16 protein-coding genes and 1 tRNA gene are annotated in these 16,222 nt (G+C 41.3%); 8 read left to right on the forward strand and 9 right to left on the reverse strand.

From position 1 onward, the window contains the following. The 7 genes from NLF92_RS01975 to uxuA all read right to left on the reverse strand — a co-directional run. A partial coding sequence (locus NLF92_RS01975) for a hypothetical protein (RefSeq protein WP_254098333.1) occupies positions 1-1,018 on the reverse strand: 1,018 nt, incomplete at its 3' end. After that, positions 1,015-1,224 carry a hypothetical protein gene (locus tag NLF92_RS01980; RefSeq protein WP_254098335.1) on the reverse strand — a complete coding sequence of 70 codons (210 nt, stop codon included), beginning with the start codon at positions 1,222-1,224 and terminating at the stop codon, positions 1,015-1,017. The genes NLF92_RS01980 and NLF92_RS01975, both read right to left, overlap by 4 nt. 268 nt (positions 1,225-1,492) lie before the next feature. Continuing rightward, positions 1,493-1,569, reverse strand: a tRNA-Ile gene (locus NLF92_RS01985). Between the two features lie 183 nt (positions 1,570-1,752). After that, on the reverse strand, positions 1,753-3,009 hold the full coding sequence (locus NLF92_RS01990; RefSeq protein ID WP_254098337.1) for an NRAMP family divalent metal transporter: 1,257 nt from the start codon (positions 3,007-3,009) through the stop codon (positions 1,753-1,755). Positions 3,010-3,011: 2 nt separating this feature from the next. Then, positions 3,012-4,469, reverse strand: coding sequence for a mannitol dehydrogenase family protein (locus NLF92_RS01995; protein WP_254098339.1), 1,458 nt, complete (start codon positions 4,467-4,469; stop codon positions 3,012-3,014). Next, a complete protein-coding gene (locus NLF92_RS02000; RefSeq protein ID WP_254098341.1) occupies positions 4,466-5,569 on the reverse strand; it encodes a class I mannose-6-phosphate isomerase in 1,104 nt (367 codons plus the stop codon). The genes NLF92_RS01995 and NLF92_RS02000 overlap by 4 nt, the downstream gene beginning before the upstream one ends. Continuing rightward, positions 5,562-6,758, reverse strand: coding sequence for a mannonate dehydratase (uxuA, locus tag NLF92_RS02005; protein WP_254098343.1), 1,197 nt, complete (start codon positions 6,756-6,758; stop codon positions 5,562-5,564). Before uxuA ends, NLF92_RS02000 begins: the two co-directional genes overlap by 8 nt. A 318-nt stretch (positions 6,759-7,076) precedes the next feature. Between uxuA and NLF92_RS02010 the strand changes: the two genes are divergently transcribed. The 6 genes from NLF92_RS02010 (at position 7,077) to NLF92_RS02035 (ending at position 11,459) form a co-directional block, all read left to right on the forward strand. After that, entirely contained in the window at positions 7,077-7,406 is a 330-nt protein-coding gene (locus NLF92_RS02010; RefSeq protein WP_254098345.1) for a hypothetical protein, read from the forward strand. Between the two features lie 83 nt (positions 7,407-7,489). Further along, positions 7,490-8,638, forward strand: a complete 1,149-nt coding sequence (locus NLF92_RS02015) for an alpha-hydroxy acid oxidase (protein ID WP_254098347.1) — start codon at positions 7,490-7,492, stop codon at positions 8,636-8,638. 76 nt (positions 8,639-8,714) lie between these two features. Continuing rightward, positions 8,715-9,113 carry a CidA/LrgA family protein gene (locus NLF92_RS02020; protein ID WP_254098349.1) on the forward strand — a complete coding sequence of 133 codons (399 nt, stop codon included), beginning with the start codon at positions 8,715-8,717 and terminating at the stop codon, positions 9,111-9,113. Continuing rightward, positions 9,113-9,829 (forward strand): LrgB family protein, encoded by a 717-nt coding sequence (locus NLF92_RS02025; RefSeq protein ID WP_254098351.1) that lies wholly within the window; start codon positions 9,113-9,115, stop codon positions 9,827-9,829. The genes NLF92_RS02020 and NLF92_RS02025 overlap by 1 nt, the downstream gene beginning before the upstream one ends. A gap of 155 nt (positions 9,830-9,984) precedes the next feature. Next, positions 9,985-10,983, forward strand: a complete 999-nt coding sequence (locus NLF92_RS02030; RefSeq protein ID WP_254098353.1) for a response regulator — start codon at positions 9,985-9,987, stop codon at positions 10,981-10,983. Continuing rightward, a complete protein-coding gene (locus NLF92_RS02035) occupies positions 10,980-11,459 on the forward strand; it encodes a PAS domain-containing protein (RefSeq protein WP_254098355.1) in 480 nt (159 codons plus the stop codon). The genes NLF92_RS02030 and NLF92_RS02035 overlap by 4 nt, the downstream gene beginning before the upstream one ends. Here NLF92_RS02035 and NLF92_RS02040 read toward each other — a convergent pair. Further along, positions 11,445-12,638 carry a general secretion pathway protein GspB gene (locus NLF92_RS02040; RefSeq protein WP_254098357.1) on the reverse strand — a complete coding sequence of 398 codons (1,194 nt, stop codon included), beginning with the start codon at positions 12,636-12,638 and terminating at the stop codon, positions 11,445-11,447. The two genes, NLF92_RS02035 and NLF92_RS02040, sit on opposite strands and share 15 nt — an antisense overlap. Next, a complete protein-coding gene (locus NLF92_RS02045; RefSeq protein ID WP_254098359.1) occupies positions 12,625-13,542 on the reverse strand; it encodes an ExeA family protein in 918 nt (305 codons plus the stop codon). The genes NLF92_RS02040 and NLF92_RS02045 overlap by 14 nt, the downstream gene beginning before the upstream one ends. A gap of 158 nt (positions 13,543-13,700) precedes the next feature. Here NLF92_RS02045 and NLF92_RS14175 point away from each other — a divergent pair, with 158 nt between their 5' ends. Beyond that, the gene (locus tag NLF92_RS14175; protein ID WP_284700343.1) at positions 13,701-14,903 is read left to right on the forward strand and encodes a tRNA nucleotidyltransferase/poly(A) polymerase-related protein; all 1,203 of its coding nucleotides are present in this window, start codon (positions 13,701-13,703) and stop codon (positions 14,901-14,903) included. Positions 14,904-14,954: 51 nt separating this feature from the next. Further along, complete coding sequence (gene srmB, locus NLF92_RS02055) at positions 14,955-16,217, forward strand: ATP-dependent RNA helicase SrmB (protein ID WP_254098361.1); 1,263 nt, start codon at positions 14,955-14,957, stop codon at positions 16,215-16,217. The last annotated feature ends 5 nt before the right edge of the window (positions 16,218-16,222 follow it).

A 16,222-nucleotide genomic window follows, 5' to 3' on the forward strand; every position in this document is an offset into this window, starting at 1 on the left:
ATTGAATAACAAAATAATCTGATGAGTTTGTACCATTTTGATTAACTCCATCTATGATTATTTTTGCACCGCTTCCCACTTCAGGCCGAGCAACTTCAATGCTTTCAATATTTTCACTAGTAACATCAAAAAAAGTAGCCGTGTTTAAGTTATCTATTGCACGGATATCTGTTGAGTTTGAGTAAAATTGTAAACTATCAATGCCATATAACGTATTTCCACCAAAAGACGTTGAAAATAATTCTTTATTAGTGGTATATATCGTGGATGCATTAATATCTAAAAACTCGAATGAATGTATTTGAGTTACTGTTTCTGAGCCCAAGGTACTAAAATACCAAATACCATTTTCATCCCAAATAAATACAGTCTCAGAGCCTTGTTCAATATAAAGTGTATCTAGAGTACTGGATTCGCCTCCATGTACTTCTTTAAATTGTACTAAATCATCTGAGCTAATGTATAAATTTGATTCTCCATTTGTAGTAGACAGTATCTCGAAATTTTTAAAGGTGAAATCAGCAAGATGTCCGTTGCTAGCTTTGACTTTAAATACTCCGTCACTAAGACTAGAAACATAAACTCTTCCACCAACAACCCCTGTGTATGGAGTGGTTATCTTATCTTCACCTTCTCTAGCATCAATAAAAGTAGGCCGCCAAGATCTCCCAGAAATTTTAATATCGTTATTAGTTTCATCAAAACTAAATTGGATATCCTCAAAAGAGCTAAAATTTCCCGTAACAGACAAGTCATCTCCATATATCGAAATTGTGTCCGTAGAACTACTATATGCTAATGTTGTTTGAGCTGAGCCTAGTATTAAAGCCTCAATAAAATCAATACCTTGTAACGCATCAATGTCCAAGTTAACTCCTGATTGAATAACAAAATAATCTGATGAGTTTGTACCATTTTGATTAACTCCATCTATTGTTATTACAGATGTCTCGGATTTAGATTCTGTTGAGACCAATAACGAAATTAAAATTACAGATAACAATGAGAGGCTTTTCATACTAATACCTTTTTGGTTATTTCGGTTTGTTTTTTATCAGAAACATTGAAATTCACACGCACATATTCACCTTCAAAATAATCTTCTGATTGTAATATTGTAATTGAAGGAGCTGTGTTAGGAGATAAAGGTGTGGATTTTTGAGATTCTGAGCCACATCCGGCAATCATGAATAAAAGAATTGTTAATAAATATTTTAATAGCACAAGAATTTCCTTATAAAGTATTAATTTTAAATTAGTTATCTAAAATTATATATAAGACAAATTCTTAGCTTAAAAGCTAAATTGGCAACTAAAAGCACTGTGATTTTTTAGGAAATAGCTAGTTCAATCGATTTTCTCAGATATTTGTATCATTAAATCCAAAAAAAACGTTGCAGCAGCAGAGGATTTGAATCTGATAGTTTGGGAATGCTCAGAGGAATAATTCAAGAAAAGTAAGTGGTTAGCATAGATGTTGAGTAAGAAAAAATGGTGGCCCCTCCCAGACTCGAACTGGGGACCTAACGATTATGAGTCGTGTGCTCTAACCAACTGAGCTAAAGGGCCATTCCTACATGAGGTTTTCTTGCTTGCAACCAAAAGTTGCGGTGCGCAGTATAAGCAGTTTTTAGAAGAATGTCATCACTACTTTGTCCATACACCTCTATTTTTTTTAGTTTTTGTACTAGTTGATTATTTTTTGTCAAAATTCCATGCACCCAAATAGAATTCTGACAAATCTAGTGGTTATTAGTCAGAAATACCAAGTGTGATAAATAGACCTTCTACACTCAACCAAGACGTGAATAAAGAAAAAACTAAAATCAGGCTTAATATGACATTACTCACAAGTGTATTCTTGTATTGCCCCATGAGTGCCGTTTTATTACTCAAATAAAAGATACACAATACGGTGGCTGGTAAGATAAAAGCATTAAACGTTTGTGATAACACCATGACAAATAAAGGTCTAGCCTCAAAAATAGGGACAACTAACCCCAACAACGAAATTAAAAATACCACTATTCGATAGCGAGTTAAGGTCATAGGTTTTGGTGTTGCAGCATAATCGTTAAGTAACCACGGTAGCATCAATACATTCGGTAGTTGCGAGGACACTCCAGCTGCGATGATCCCTATAGCAAATATAGACGCTGCAAAAGCACCGGCTAGCGGCTCTAGCAACGCCATCATTTGTGAAGATTTCTCCAATGATATCCCACTGACATACAGTGTCCCTGCTGTCGATGCCATGATAGCGGCACTGATAATAAACATGAGAAACACCGAGAATGCAGCATCGTTTCTTTGTTTTTTCAGATCAGCCACTTGCCAGCCAGCGGCTTTAACCAATGTTGTTCTGATAATAAATAGCCCAGAAAATACCGTCGTGCCAACCATGGCTGCAATAATAATATGCGTTGGCTGTGCAGTATTTTGTGCCAGTACTGATAGGTTAGGAACGAGCCCTGAGAAAATATCTAGGGCCGGAGGTGTCAGAATAAAGAAATTTAGCACAAACGCACCCGCCATAATCGCAACAATGACAGCTAAGCTGCGCTCCACAAACGCTTTTTGACCTTGCCAAAAGATGAAATACACTAAACTGACATAAAACATCGCGAAATATATTGGTGCTATGCCGTTGGTGATGAATTGTTTGGACCACTCGTAGCTCACGTCAGCAACAATGCCCATGACTCCCATGACACTGCCGCATACCCCGGTGGTCAAAGCAACAATAAAGAAGATTGCGACGCCAGGATGAATATGTTTTTTGAACGCTTGTAATGCCGTTTCTCCAGTTACAACTGTGTATTTACCATAAAGGTTGATCATGAAAAAGGTACATAAACAGGATGCAACAATAGTCCAAAGCAAACTCATACCGTGTTCTGCACCGGCTTTTGCCATGGCGGTGACACTGCCCGTGCCAATATTAAACCCAAGTAAGAATAATCCTGGTAAGATTAAACTGAGCCAATAGGAGATTTTTTGTTTTATCATGATTAATCAGCCTTTGCGTTGAGTTTATTGATAAGGGTTAAGATGGATGATTGTCCAATTTCATGATAATGGCTGGCAACTTCGTGCATAAATTTAGCGTCCGTAGAGAAGCTAAAGTGATTGGCATTAGCTACAGCTAAAACATCCATAATAGGGTCTGAAGTTGGCGAATTTTGTAGCGCTAAAAAAGTATTTTTGGCTGGATCATTCATTGTTTCGTCAGCCATTGTTCGTTCAATAAAAACGACCCATGCTGCTAGGATAAATGCGAACCTTGAGGACTGCTGTTTATTTTGTATCAGTTTGTCCAAGGCAGGAAACCAGCGCTGCTGAATTTTTAGCGAGGTGTCAGAACCTACCTGCAGTACCCGATAGGGAATTTTGGGCTGAGCAAAACGCGCCAGTGTTTGACTAATATAAGCATCTAAATCAATACCAGCTGGTGCATCGGTAATACTGATTAACTCTTCGCGTAAAAGACGCTCAGTGAAGTCCTTTACAGCTTTGCGCTGCATGGTCTCATGAATGTATTCATCTTGGCAGAGGTAACCAATGGTAGCGAGTATGGAGTGGGCTGCATTTAAAAAGCGTAATTTTATCGTTTCATACTCGGTAATACTTGGGACTAAAATAGCCCCAGCTTCTGCAAAAGGAGGTGCTGGGCTAACAAAGTTATCCTCAATCACCCATTGTGTATATGTCTCTGCAGGGACCGGAGACGCATCTGTGAGGGTTAACGCATCCTGTGTTTCCGCTATGATCTCGGGAGTGGTGGCCGGTGTAATACGATCCACCATAGATGAAATGAAACTGACGTTTTCTTGCATCCATGCATGAGCAAGCGGTGCAAATTGTTTCAGTAAATGACTGACTCCAGCTCGCAATTTTGCACCACCATCTTGGATGTTATCACAGCATAAAATGGTAATAGGTGTTGCTGAAGTGTGATAACGAGCTTGAATACCTGCAGCTATAAATCCATAAATGGTTTTGGGGGATGTAGGGTTAGCGAGATCACATGAAACAGCATCTGCGGTGAAGTCTACATCACCATCTTTGAGTAAATAGGCTTTCTCGGTGATCGTGGTGGTAATCAAAGTAATGTTTTCATCAGCGACTTGGTCAATAACCCGCTGAGGATCTTCTGGAGCGACAAGGATATTCTTAATTGCGCCAATAACCCGATAAGTGGTTGGTGTATCTAATGTCGCCACAGTATACAAAAAATCTTGTTGGATCAGCTCATCACGCATCTTTGAGGAACGTAAAGAAACACCAACAATTCCAGAGTTTTTAATCCCTTTACGCAAGAGGTTATCGGCATAAACAGCTTGGTGAGCGCGATGAAAATTACCTACACCAAAATGTAATATACTGGCTGTTACTTCCGCTAACTGATAATTGGGAACGGTGACTGTTGTAGGTAAGCTATCTAATGTTGCTGCAGATAAATGCTTCATTTCTCTGGTACCACCGAGTGAGTCGGAGTTTGTCCTGGATAGCACTCCAAAATACTCAGATGATTATCTGAAATATAAGTAAATTCTTGGATAGCAGCAGGTAAAAAGAAAGTTTCCCATTGGTGCAGTGGGATGGTTTCTCCATCAATCACAATAGCGCCATTGCCTTCTGCAACAATCCCGATAAAAAAACTATCTTCTTCACGAGGCAACTTTGTTTTAACTGTTGCACGTTTGACGGTGAAGCAATCTGTCAATTCTGGTCCGATTAAACAAGACAATTCATTATCTGCATTATCTGCGTGCAGCTGAATTGGTACACAACGAAATTCTTTATCTATGTCTGCTTCAACCACAGGAGAGAAGTTAAATACGTCTAATGCAGTATCAATATCTTTGCCCATAAACCTTGCGGCTTCTGGGATCACATAACCACAGCGTTCAAACTCAAATCTGACAGCCCAGTCGGACGGCTCCATAATTTCTAGCATTAGTATGCCTTCACCCAAAGCATGCGGTCTACCGCCAGGGAGTAAGACAACATCGCCTGGTTGTACCGGAATTTTGTCAAAACAAGCTTCAATTGCCGGAATATTTTGTTCTTCAATCCATGTTTGTAATGTTTCCCGAGAGGGAGAACGCTGAAATCCCGCATAGATATAAGGTTCGGTGACTTCATCCCGGATCGCTAAAATAACGTAGGCTTCGGTCTTTCCTTTGTCTGAATTTAACCGAGCTTTAGCAAATGCTTTGGTGGGGTGTACCTGAAAGTGTAAACGAGTGGCACTATCCAAATACTTCACGAGTGGCATATCATCTAATGGGCGGATTTCACCATTTTTCTGTCCGAGATAAAACGCTTGGTTTGCTAAAAGGACATCTCGAAACAATTCGGGTTGGGCACCCTCGATGAATACTTTGGCCTGACCTTCAGAAATGTCTTCTCGGCCAATGTTACGAGCTTCTACTAAAGAACCTATCCAATTTTCAGGAAAGTGCGTGTCCTTAGGAGTACTTTTATTTTCTATTTGGTCAAGAATTTTACCGCCTTGGTAAGTTCGCCAAACACGGTTATCTGTGAATTTGAGTAATTTATGCATGATGAGTATCGCTATGGGTGAACGCTTTAATCACACCTCTTATCTCAGCAAGCCCTTTCAAGCGACCAATACCAGAATACCCAGGGTTCACTTGTTTGTTAATATCATCCATCATTTGGTGCCCATGGTCAGGTCTCATGTAAATTGTTTTGTCTGGAAAACGTGCTTCAGCAGCCAGTAAATTTTTAATAACTGCGACCATGTCTACATCTGAACCTAAATGCGTGTCCTCATAAAACGTACGTTGTTCATTGGGATCTCTGGACACACCACGTAAATGAGTAAAATGGATTCGCTCAGCAAAATCATGGGCCATTTGGGGTAAGTTATTGTCTGGACGACTACTGTATGTGCCAACGCATAAGGTAATACCATTGGCAACACTTGGCAGGGCTGTAAATAAAGTATCCAAATCATCAGCAGTACAAACAATGCGTGGCAGACCTAGCATATCGCGAGGGGGATCATCAGGGTGAATGGCTAATTTCACTCCTAATTGTTCAGCAACAGGCAAAACTTGACTCAAAAAATAGTGCAAGTTTTGGCGCAAGGTGTCTTTGGTCATGCCTTGATACTCTGCCAGTCTAGCTCTAAATGTATCCAAGCCATAAGCATCAGTCATTTTACCAGGAAGGCCCGCAATAATATTATTGGTGAGTTGCGTAATTTCCGCTGCATTCATTTCTGCAAACAATGCTTTTGCTGCAGCTAGTTCCTCTTCTGAATAATCTAGTTCAGCATTCGTGCGTTGCAAGATATGTAAATCGAATACAGCAAAGCGTTCTTGGTCAAACTTCAGTGCATAAGCACCACTTGGTAATTGAAAGTTTAGATCGGTTCTGGTCCAGTCAATGACGGGCATAAAGTTATAACAAATAACCTTGATACCACACTGCGCTAGATTCTGCATAGATTCTATCCAGGCATCAATATACTGCTGTGCAGTCGGTTTACCTAACTTGATATCTTCATGCACAGGAATACTTTCAACTACTGTCCATTTTAGATCGGAGAGTCCTTTGGGCGTATCTTCAATTAAGGCTTGGTGCTGTTTGATATCTGCGATGGGCCAAGTGACACCCGCTGGCACATGATGTAAGGCGGTGACTATATCAGTTGCCCCTGTTTGTCTAATATCATTAATCGTTACCGGATCATTTGGACCAAACCAGCGCCAAGATTCTTTCATGTCATTCCTTATAAAATGTCAATTTCACACGCATTTTATCGTGTTGATAAAATGTTTAAAATGTTACCAAATACTACATTAGGTAAACCATTTCATCAAACCAATTGTGCGCTTTTGGAGGTCAAATTGGTAAGTTTGATAGTGCTATCATTTGCCTTTTTATTTAGTCAGCCTCGATATCGAGTTTTAGCCTATACTTGAATAACCTATTTTTGTACAAAATAATGCACAAACACATAAGTATTTTCGAATGTAGGCCGATACGATTCATTATTAGGAAATTTCTCGTTTAGGAAGAACAGAAAGAGGACAAATGTCATGATAGAAAGACCTTATTTACTCAGTGGCCGCAATACCATTATTCACAAAGTTAGAAAATACGATTTGCTCATCATCAATGGTATGGAACACCCTGCATTGTTAGTGACTCACAGAGGTATCACGGAATTTTCAGGCAGAGTTCCTGAGACCAAACGCGATGCCAAAATGCAAGATATGGAAATGGTGGATATCAGTTCAGCTGAAGTTTTTGGCGATGAAAAAACCTTGTTATTTGTGCAAACTATTAATGGCAAAGAATACAAAATCGATTACTCCAAAATCGGCACAGAACATTTTATGAAAATGCATCAAGCAAGCATTTTCTAAGTGTTTCATAAGACTAATAGCGGGCTTTACAGCCACACAAGGTCCACTTATAATGATTATCATTATACGAAATGGACCTTTTTATGTCAGACTTTTTTCACCCCAAATTCCCCGATTCAAATAGCCTTCGTACCCAAGCTAAAAAACGTATGCCTGCGTTTGCATTTGAGTATTTAGAAGGAGGGTGTATTGATGAGATTGGTTTGCATCGCAATGCCAACGAGTTACAAGATGTACGACTACGTAGTCAACTTCTAACACCGTCAGTGACACCAGATACATCCGTGGAGTTATTTGGTGATACGTATGCCGCTCCCTTCGGTGTTGCCCCTGTTGGTTTACAAGGGTTAATGTGGCCGAATGCGCCAGAAATTTTAGCCAAAGCAGCAGCTAAACAAAATATTCCTTATGTCTTAAGTACGGTATCCTCATCCAGTTTAGAGCGTATTGCTGAAGTCTCGGAAGGTAAAGCTTGGTTTCAACTATACAATCCTACCAATGATGATACCCGTGCCGATCTCCTCAAGCGAATCAAAGCCGCTGGCTATAAAAACATTATGGTGACAGTCGATGTTCCTACCTTTGGGTATCGCGTTAATGACATCAAAAATGGCTTATCGATGCCGCCCAAAATGAATCTTAAAAATATTATTGAAATGCTCAAGAATCCTGCTTGGTTACTCGCGACAGCAAAAGCAGGTGAGCCTCAAATGGAAACGCTTAAACCATATATGCCGCCAGGTATGCCAGCTGATCAACTGGCTTCATTTATGAACACTACTGTGATGGGGCCAGTGGATGCGGAGGCATTGCAAGTCCTGCGTGATAAATGGGACGGTAACTTAATTATTAAGGGCGTTGTCAATGCTGAAGATGTCGCCAAAGCTGTTGCTATAGGTGCTGATGGTGTTGTGTTATCTAATCACGGTGCTCGTCAACTCGATTGTGGCGAATCCAGTATTGCAGGCCTGCAACAGCTCCAAGGTCAATACAAAGATAAGATCAAGTTATTGTTTGATAGTGGTGTCCGCAGTGGAACTGACGTCGCAGCCGCTATGGCGAGTGGGGCAGACTTTACTTTTCTTGGACGGACGTTTGTCTACGCGGTTGCTGCGCTTGGAGAAAACGGTGGCGAGCATGCGATCAATATGTTGCTAAAACAATATATCCAGGTTTTGAGCCAGCTCAAATGTGCCCATAGTCGGGATTTACCTAAGTTTTTAGCCAAGTAACTCGCCCTGAAATGAGGTAATCTTGGCACCCGTTGTGGGATCCCAAACTATCTCGTACCAAAGTGATTTTAGGAGAATGTATATATTTACTTTATTTAAATCATTTGCTCAGCACATCTTGGCCATTTTTACATTGATTGGGATATTTTTACTGGGCCAAAAATTAACTATTTTTATTGCTCTGCCTGCCGCTTTACTTGGCTTGCTTGTGTTGTTAATACTGTTATTGTTATTAGGACGAGTGCCCGATTTTTTAGCCCAGACGACACCTCTATACTTGCGGTTTATGTCAGTATTTTTTATTCCAGCGATTGTCGGTGGCTGGTTATTCAAAGACATTGTTGTTGCGAATTTTTGGCCAATTTTCATTGCTATTTTAGGGACGACCGCACTGAGTTTGCTGTTGACTTTGGGGTTAGCCAAAGCTTTGTTACCGAAAACGGACCATGACGCAAAAAATTCGGAGCGCTGCTAATGTTAGCTTGGGAATCTTTGCTAGACACTTTGCCAACCTCTATATCAGACGTCGCTCTGTGGACAGCGGTTGTTGTTCTTAGTTATGCCTTTGCTTTAAGAGTTGCAGTGTGGACGAAGCATAATGTGTTACTGCATCCTTTGTTGTTGAGTTCGATGTTAGTTTTGTTGTTTGCTTTAGGACTTACCACACCAGTAACAGAAGTTGTGGAACATATCAGTATTCTTTATTGGTTGTTAGGTCCTGTAACGGTAGCGCTTGCCTTACCCGTCTATAGCCAAATCTCCGTGATAAAAAAATTAGGTGGACGAATTCTTTTACCTATTTTGTTAGGTGGGACTTTAGCCCCTTTGACTGCATGGTTGGTGTTTTGGTTAAGTGGCTTAGAAGAGGTACTGCAACTCACTATCCTGACCAAATCCATCACGACACCACTAGCGATGGATACTGCGAAAATTATCGGTGGGATCCCAGAGTTATCAGTATTGTTTTTGATGATAACAGGGATTTTTTCAGCCATTATCATTGGCCCATTGCTCACTCAGTTACACATCAAAGACGACCGTATATCGGGGTTGAGTTTGGGTACGATAGCGCATGCCATTGGTACGGCTAAAGCATTACAAATCTCAGAGCAAGCAGGAGCTTTTGCAACATTAGCACTATGTGTAAACGGCATCGCTACAGCCATTATAATGAGTGCTGTACTTGGCTAACAGTTGGCTAATAGTTAGCAGAGAACGGGTTGCAACTAACGAAAAACCGGCCATTCATAGCCTTGTCGAGTTCCGTTTATTCCCAAAATATCGCTCAAGAAACAGGGTGTTTTTCCGATAAAAGGATATCTAAATACACCAGTTTGATTTTTCCTATGCCTTTGTCAGTGTTGATTTGTGATGACTCTCTAGTCGCTCGAAAACAAGTCGCTAAATGCCTCCCCCAAGACTGGGACGTCGATATTCATTTTGCCAAACATGGCAAAGAAGCCATTGAGCAAATCCAGGCCGGAAAAGGCCAAATTTTATTACTCGATCTGAACATGCCAGTGATGGATGGCTACCAAACATTAGATGCGATTCAATCGGGTCAGTTTACGACGAAAACGATCGTCATTTCAGGAGATATTCAACCCGAAGCGCATCATCGAGTCACCGCTTTGGGAGCCGTCGATTTTATTGAAAAGCCTGTCAATCCAGGGGAATTACAAGATGTTTTACGACAACATCACCTGTTAGAAATGCAGGAACCTACCAAAGAAAACCCTGCTTTACCGCTTGCTTTACAAGATATTTATCAGGAAATGACGAATGTTGCGATGGGGCAGGCGGGTGAACACCTAGCCCGGATCATGAATGTGTTTGTAAAACTACCCATTCCAAATGTGAATCTGATTGAAGTTTCAGAAATTCATATGATGCTTAAAGACATTGAGTCTCATGAGCGAGTATCAGCAGTATGCCAAGGCTTTATAGGTGGTGGTGTAACTGGTGAGGCGGTATGTATGTTATCGGATTCTTCCTTTGGTGATATTGCCAAGATTCTCAATATCCAATCATCGGTAGACGATCAACTACAACTAGAAGTATTAATGGATGCGGCTTCTGTCTTGATTGGTACATGCTTATCGGGCATTGGCCAGCAATTGGACATTTCTTTTAGACAACGCTTACCAATGATTTTAGGGCAGCACCGCAATGTATCAGAATTGATTGATAGTAACCTTCGTAAATGGCGTAAAACACTCGCGATTGAGCTCAGCTATGGCATTGAGGGGTATGATGTCCAATGTGATCTGGTGTTACTGTTTACGGAAGAATCTATGAATACCATGAACATGAAGCTTGCGCATTTATTGGAGGACGACTTATGAGTCAAAACAGTGAAATGTTACAAATGCACTGGCTAATGGATATGGTGCAAAGCGTTGATGTTGGCATTGTGGTACTCGATAGAGAATGCAAGATCCACGTGTGGAACGACTTCATGGAGTCGCATTCTGGGCTGCTAGCAAATACAGTCAAAAACCAGACTTTGTTTGCTGTGAATAATGATATTGACAAAGAGTGGTTTATCCAAAAGACAAAGCCCGTATTTGATTTAAAAGTGAGAACCTTTATTACTTGGGAACAGCGTCCTTATTTGTTTAAATTCCCAAATTACCGTCCGATTACAGGTACCGAAGACTTTATGTATCAAAATGTCGTCATTTCAGCACTGACTTCCGCAACCGGTGCAGTCGATTATATTTCTGTTATGATTTATGACACAACAGACAAAGCCATTGCCAAAAAACAACTAGAGGCATTACAAGTTCATATGACCGAAAACGCACTACCAGTCAGATAGTGCGTTCATTCTGAACTCTGTTCCTTGAAACGCCAAGACAACATGTTGCGGTTCGATTTTTAAAATCCGTACATTACTGTCTATATTATCTCCCTCAGATAGACGTCGATTGTTTACTCTCACCCAACGTTCAGCATCATTGGACGAATACATATGTGCGGCAAATATCATTGGAGGCAGACGAGAAAGCGTACTCGCAGGTAATTGGTCAATCCGCGGAATGTTGTCACGCAACGTTATTTTGGGAGTATCTTGAAGCGAATTTGATCCTGTTGATGATGGGGGACGATAGCCGTTGGCTTGCTGTGCTTGTACCTCATTAGATACATTGGTTGACGTACCAGGATCCGCTGGTACTTCCACCGTCTGCGTTTCTGCAATTAAGGGTTCTCCGAGGTCTTCTAACACTTTATTCAATCTAGCAGCAACCTCTGGAGATACCGTGACGTTATTAGCTGTTCTGGCATTTAAAACAATGCCTTCTGCTGGGGGTTTTTCTAATGCTTCGGTATCTTTGGCTAAGGCTTCAGCTTTTGTCGTTAATTCTATATTGTCTGCTAGCTCTGATGTTTGATTTTGCTCAGCTAGTGGGGTCTCAACAGCATCCAAAGGCAGCCCAATATTGGCATTGTTTTCTGTTAATAAAGGAGACTCATTGACAATTGTTTTGCTATCGTCTTTTGTTTGTGCCTCGGTGCGAAGAGTCTCTGATGTAGTTTGTAGTGTTGTTGCAGTATCAGGCTGCGTCAGTTTATTTGCTGCGGCAAAACCTAACGCACCACCTAAAACAATCACCAAGGTAAAGATTCCTACTTGTTTGCCTAATACTTCCCAACGTGACGGCAAAGCTTGTAAGGAAGGTAAAAATAAACTGCGGTTAAACTGCTCGGACATACTTGAATCAACATTTCGCTGTTGGTCTTGCATAAATAATTGTTGAGTTTGCGTCTTTGGTACACCTACAGCAGGTTCCTCGGCATCGGTCACAGCTAAACCTATACTGTTATTTAAATCAATTTCAAGCTCCTGCACTCCCATCTCGGTGAGGCCTTTAACCATGTCATAAGAGGGGATGATCCCTGATTTTTTGATGCGAACAGGACCATTTTGGACAGTAATCTGAAGTACCATCATCCCAGGTTTGAGTTCGCTGATTGGGATAATCTTAGATGAGGACATAACCACCTCCTAAACCAAATCCTACCAGTAGTGCACCCACAAAACATGCCGCTAGATACCACCTTTGGTACTGAGTTTGACGTTGAGCAACCACATCATCGCCTAAAATTTGCTGGGCAGCTGCAATGAATAGATGTTTGGGAACGACGGCAGTTTGCTTCGTAAAACTAAGCGTCAATGCTCGGTCACACAATAAGTTAATCACCCTTGGGATCCCTCCGGTAATCTGAAAGACCGTCTTGATTGTGGCTGGGCTAAACATACTAATATCACCATCGGCGACATTTAAGCGATGGGCGATGTAGTGTTTGACTTCTTCATTATTCAAAGGCAGCAGGTGATAACGAGCAGTAATGCGTTGGGCTAATTGCCTGAGTTCATTGCGTTGTAATAATTCTTGGAGTTCTGGTTGCCCAATCAACACCACTTTTAAGAGTTTTTCCCGATGTGTTTCTAGGTTAGTTAATAAACGTAACTGTTCTAACACTTCAGGTAATAAGTGCTGTGCTTCATCGATAATCAGTACCGTATTGAGCTGATTTTCATGGTTACTTGCGAGTTTCTGCAAGAGTAAATCAGTGAAGTATTTTAAACTCGCCAGAGCAGGATCATAGTCAATACCTAGTTCATCACATACCGTTGCAAGTAATTCTAATGCAGATAAAGTAGGGTTTAGAATCATTGCCACTTGGGTATTGCTGGGGAGTTGCTGTAATAATTTTCTGGAGACCGTCGTTTTTCCAGTTCCCACCTCGCCAGTGAGCATCACAAACCCACCGCTTTCTCTTAACCCAAAAGTCAGGTGCGCCAATGCTTCTTTATGCCGAGGACTCATATATAAGTAGGCAGGGTTTGGTGCTATAGAAAAGGGATTATCAGATAAACCAAAATAAGAAAGATACACGTTTGGGACGCTCCATCCACACGATGTTATTATTAGCCTATAAGCTAAACATACCAGACGATGATGTCAAAGTTTCTCCGATAAAAAAGATTAAAAATCTGTTCGTTATTAGGCATAATGGTAAAACAATAACTATAAAATGATAACAAGGTCAGGTTATGCAAGTCTATTTGGTCGGTGGCGCCGTACGCGATATGCTGTTGCAGCGTCCCGTCAAAGATCGAGATTATGTCGTTGTTGGTGCGACCGTCGAGGATATGCTTGCGCAAGGTTTTACCCCAGTGGGTAAAGACTTCCCGGTTTTTTTACACCCCAAAACTCAGGCCGAATATGCCTTGGCGAGAACGGAACGAAAAACCGGAACTGGCTATGGCGGTTTTAGTTTTTCAGCCGATCCTGATGTGACCTTGGCACAAGATCTACAACGTCGAGATTTAACGATAAATGCAATGGCACTTGGGGATGATGGACAAGTAATTGATCCCTATGGTGGCCAAGCAGATCTGGAAGCGCGGATATTTCGTCATGTTTCGCCAGCGTTCGAGGAAGACCCTTTGCGTGTCCTGCGTGTCGCACGATTTTTCGCGCGTTATCACGAGTACGGATTTGCAATAGCGCCTGAAACCCTCACACTGTTAAAACGTATGTGTGCCTCAGGCGAACTCAAAGCGCTGGCAGCCCCACGTGTACTCCAAGAAACCTTAACGGCAATGACGGAAAACCAGCCTTGGGTTTATTGGCAGACCCTGTTGGATATCGGTGGCCTAGATGATTGGTTTGGTGAGTTTAAAGCGATACTTAACGAACCCACCCATGCTGTAGAAATCGAACGGCTCTTAATGGGTAGGCCAAAACATGCAGGTGCAGATTTTAAGGCTCGTCCAGAACAAGCAGAGTTAGCGCTATGGGGTTATTATTTGAACGATTCTGCATTAGCGTCTTGGTTAGCAAGGCTGCCGCTAAGTAATGCAGATAAAGATATATTGGCCTTGGTGCAACAGCACCAATCAACGTTAACTAAGATATACCTAACAAGCCATACACTATTAAGAGTGCATACTGATAGCTCTCTAGCGTTAGATCAACATGTCGAAACAGTTTTGCGTGTTTTTGAAAAATTTGATGTAGCACGACGTCCAGAACGTCTGGAACGTTGTTTAGCGATACATGCATGGTATTGTTCAACCGTAAATCCTGATTTTTCTGCCACTGATTTCTTTGCGTTATTTATGCGTTTGCAAGCAGCGGTAAAACAAGTCGATGTCCAAAGTATCATTGCGCAAGGTTATCAAGGTGTTGCGATCAAAGCACAATTACGCGCTGAGCAACTCACTGCTTTAAAACATATTTTCTGTGTTTAAATGGATGTGTGGTAGACTTAGACATTAAGTTATTAGTCAAAGAATCTCCTTATGTTTGCTCAGTTAGAACTTCACGAAGCTTTATGTAATGCCATTGCCGATATGGGTTACACCAAGCCAACCACTATCCAACAGGAAGTCATTCCATTAGCGATGGAAGGCCAAGATATTCTTGCCTCATCGCCAACAGGTACGGGGAAAACCGCTGCTTTTTTACTACCTGCTGCGCAATTTATTTTGGACTTCCCGCGCCAGCAACACGGTGCTACACGTATCTTAATTTTATCTCCGACACGTGAATTGGCATTGCAGATCTATGAGCAAGCACAAGCTATAACAGCACATACCGATATTGTTTGTGGTTTGATCACTGGCGGCATTAACTATGGCACGGATAGAGAAACCTTAGAGCAAAACCTTGATATTTTAGTCGCTACTCCAGGTCGTTTGTTTGAACATATCGAAAAAGAAAGTTTCGATTGCCGGGACATTGAGATGTTGATCTTAGATGAAGCCGACCGCATGCTCGACATGGGATTTAGTGATGTGGTTAATCAAATCTCCTCTGAGGCACGCTGGCGCAAACAAAGTATGTTATTTTCTGCCACATTAGAAGGTGGCGGTATTGATAAATTTGCCAAAGATATTCTGCAAGAACCCGTTAGCGTTGAAGCTGTTCCATCACGAGCAGAAAAAAACAAAGTCTTGCAGTGGTATCATCTGTGCGATGATATCCATCACAAATATGCTCTATTGAAACACCTACTAACCGCCCAAGTTGAGACGGCCATTGTCTTTGTGAAAAGCAGAGAGCGTCTCCAACAACTCAAAGATAAATTAGCATCTGATGGGATTGAGGTCTGCTGGTTGCAAGGAGAAATGCCTCAGGACAAACGTATGGACGCTATGGCGCGGTTTAAATCCAAACAAGTGAATATTTTGGTTGCCACAGACGTGGCTGCTCGCGGTATTGATGTAGAAGATGTATCTCACGTTATTAACTTTGATATGCCTCGTCGTGCAGATGTGTATTTACACAGAATTGGTCGTACAGCTAGAGCGGGTGCTAAAGGTACTGCAATATCACTTGTAGAGGCTCATGATTACTGGGTTTTACCAAAGATAGAGAGATACATCAAAGAACCACTTAAGGCGCGTTTTATTGATGGTTTGCGTCCTTTTAACAAAGCACCTGTGATTAAAAAACCTAAAAAATCAAAAGTAAAAGCGAAAACAAAAGCGAAAAACTCCGCCAAGAAAGGCAAGAAAAGAGTAGGGCGCGGACCTAAAAATGGCCCTGCTGGTAAAAAATAGATAGC

It is taken from the genome of Opacimonas viscosa, assembly GCF_024199005.1.
In the GTDB taxonomy this organism is placed as follows: domain Bacteria; phylum Pseudomonadota; class Gammaproteobacteria; order Enterobacterales; family Alteromonadaceae; genus Opacimonas; species Opacimonas viscosa.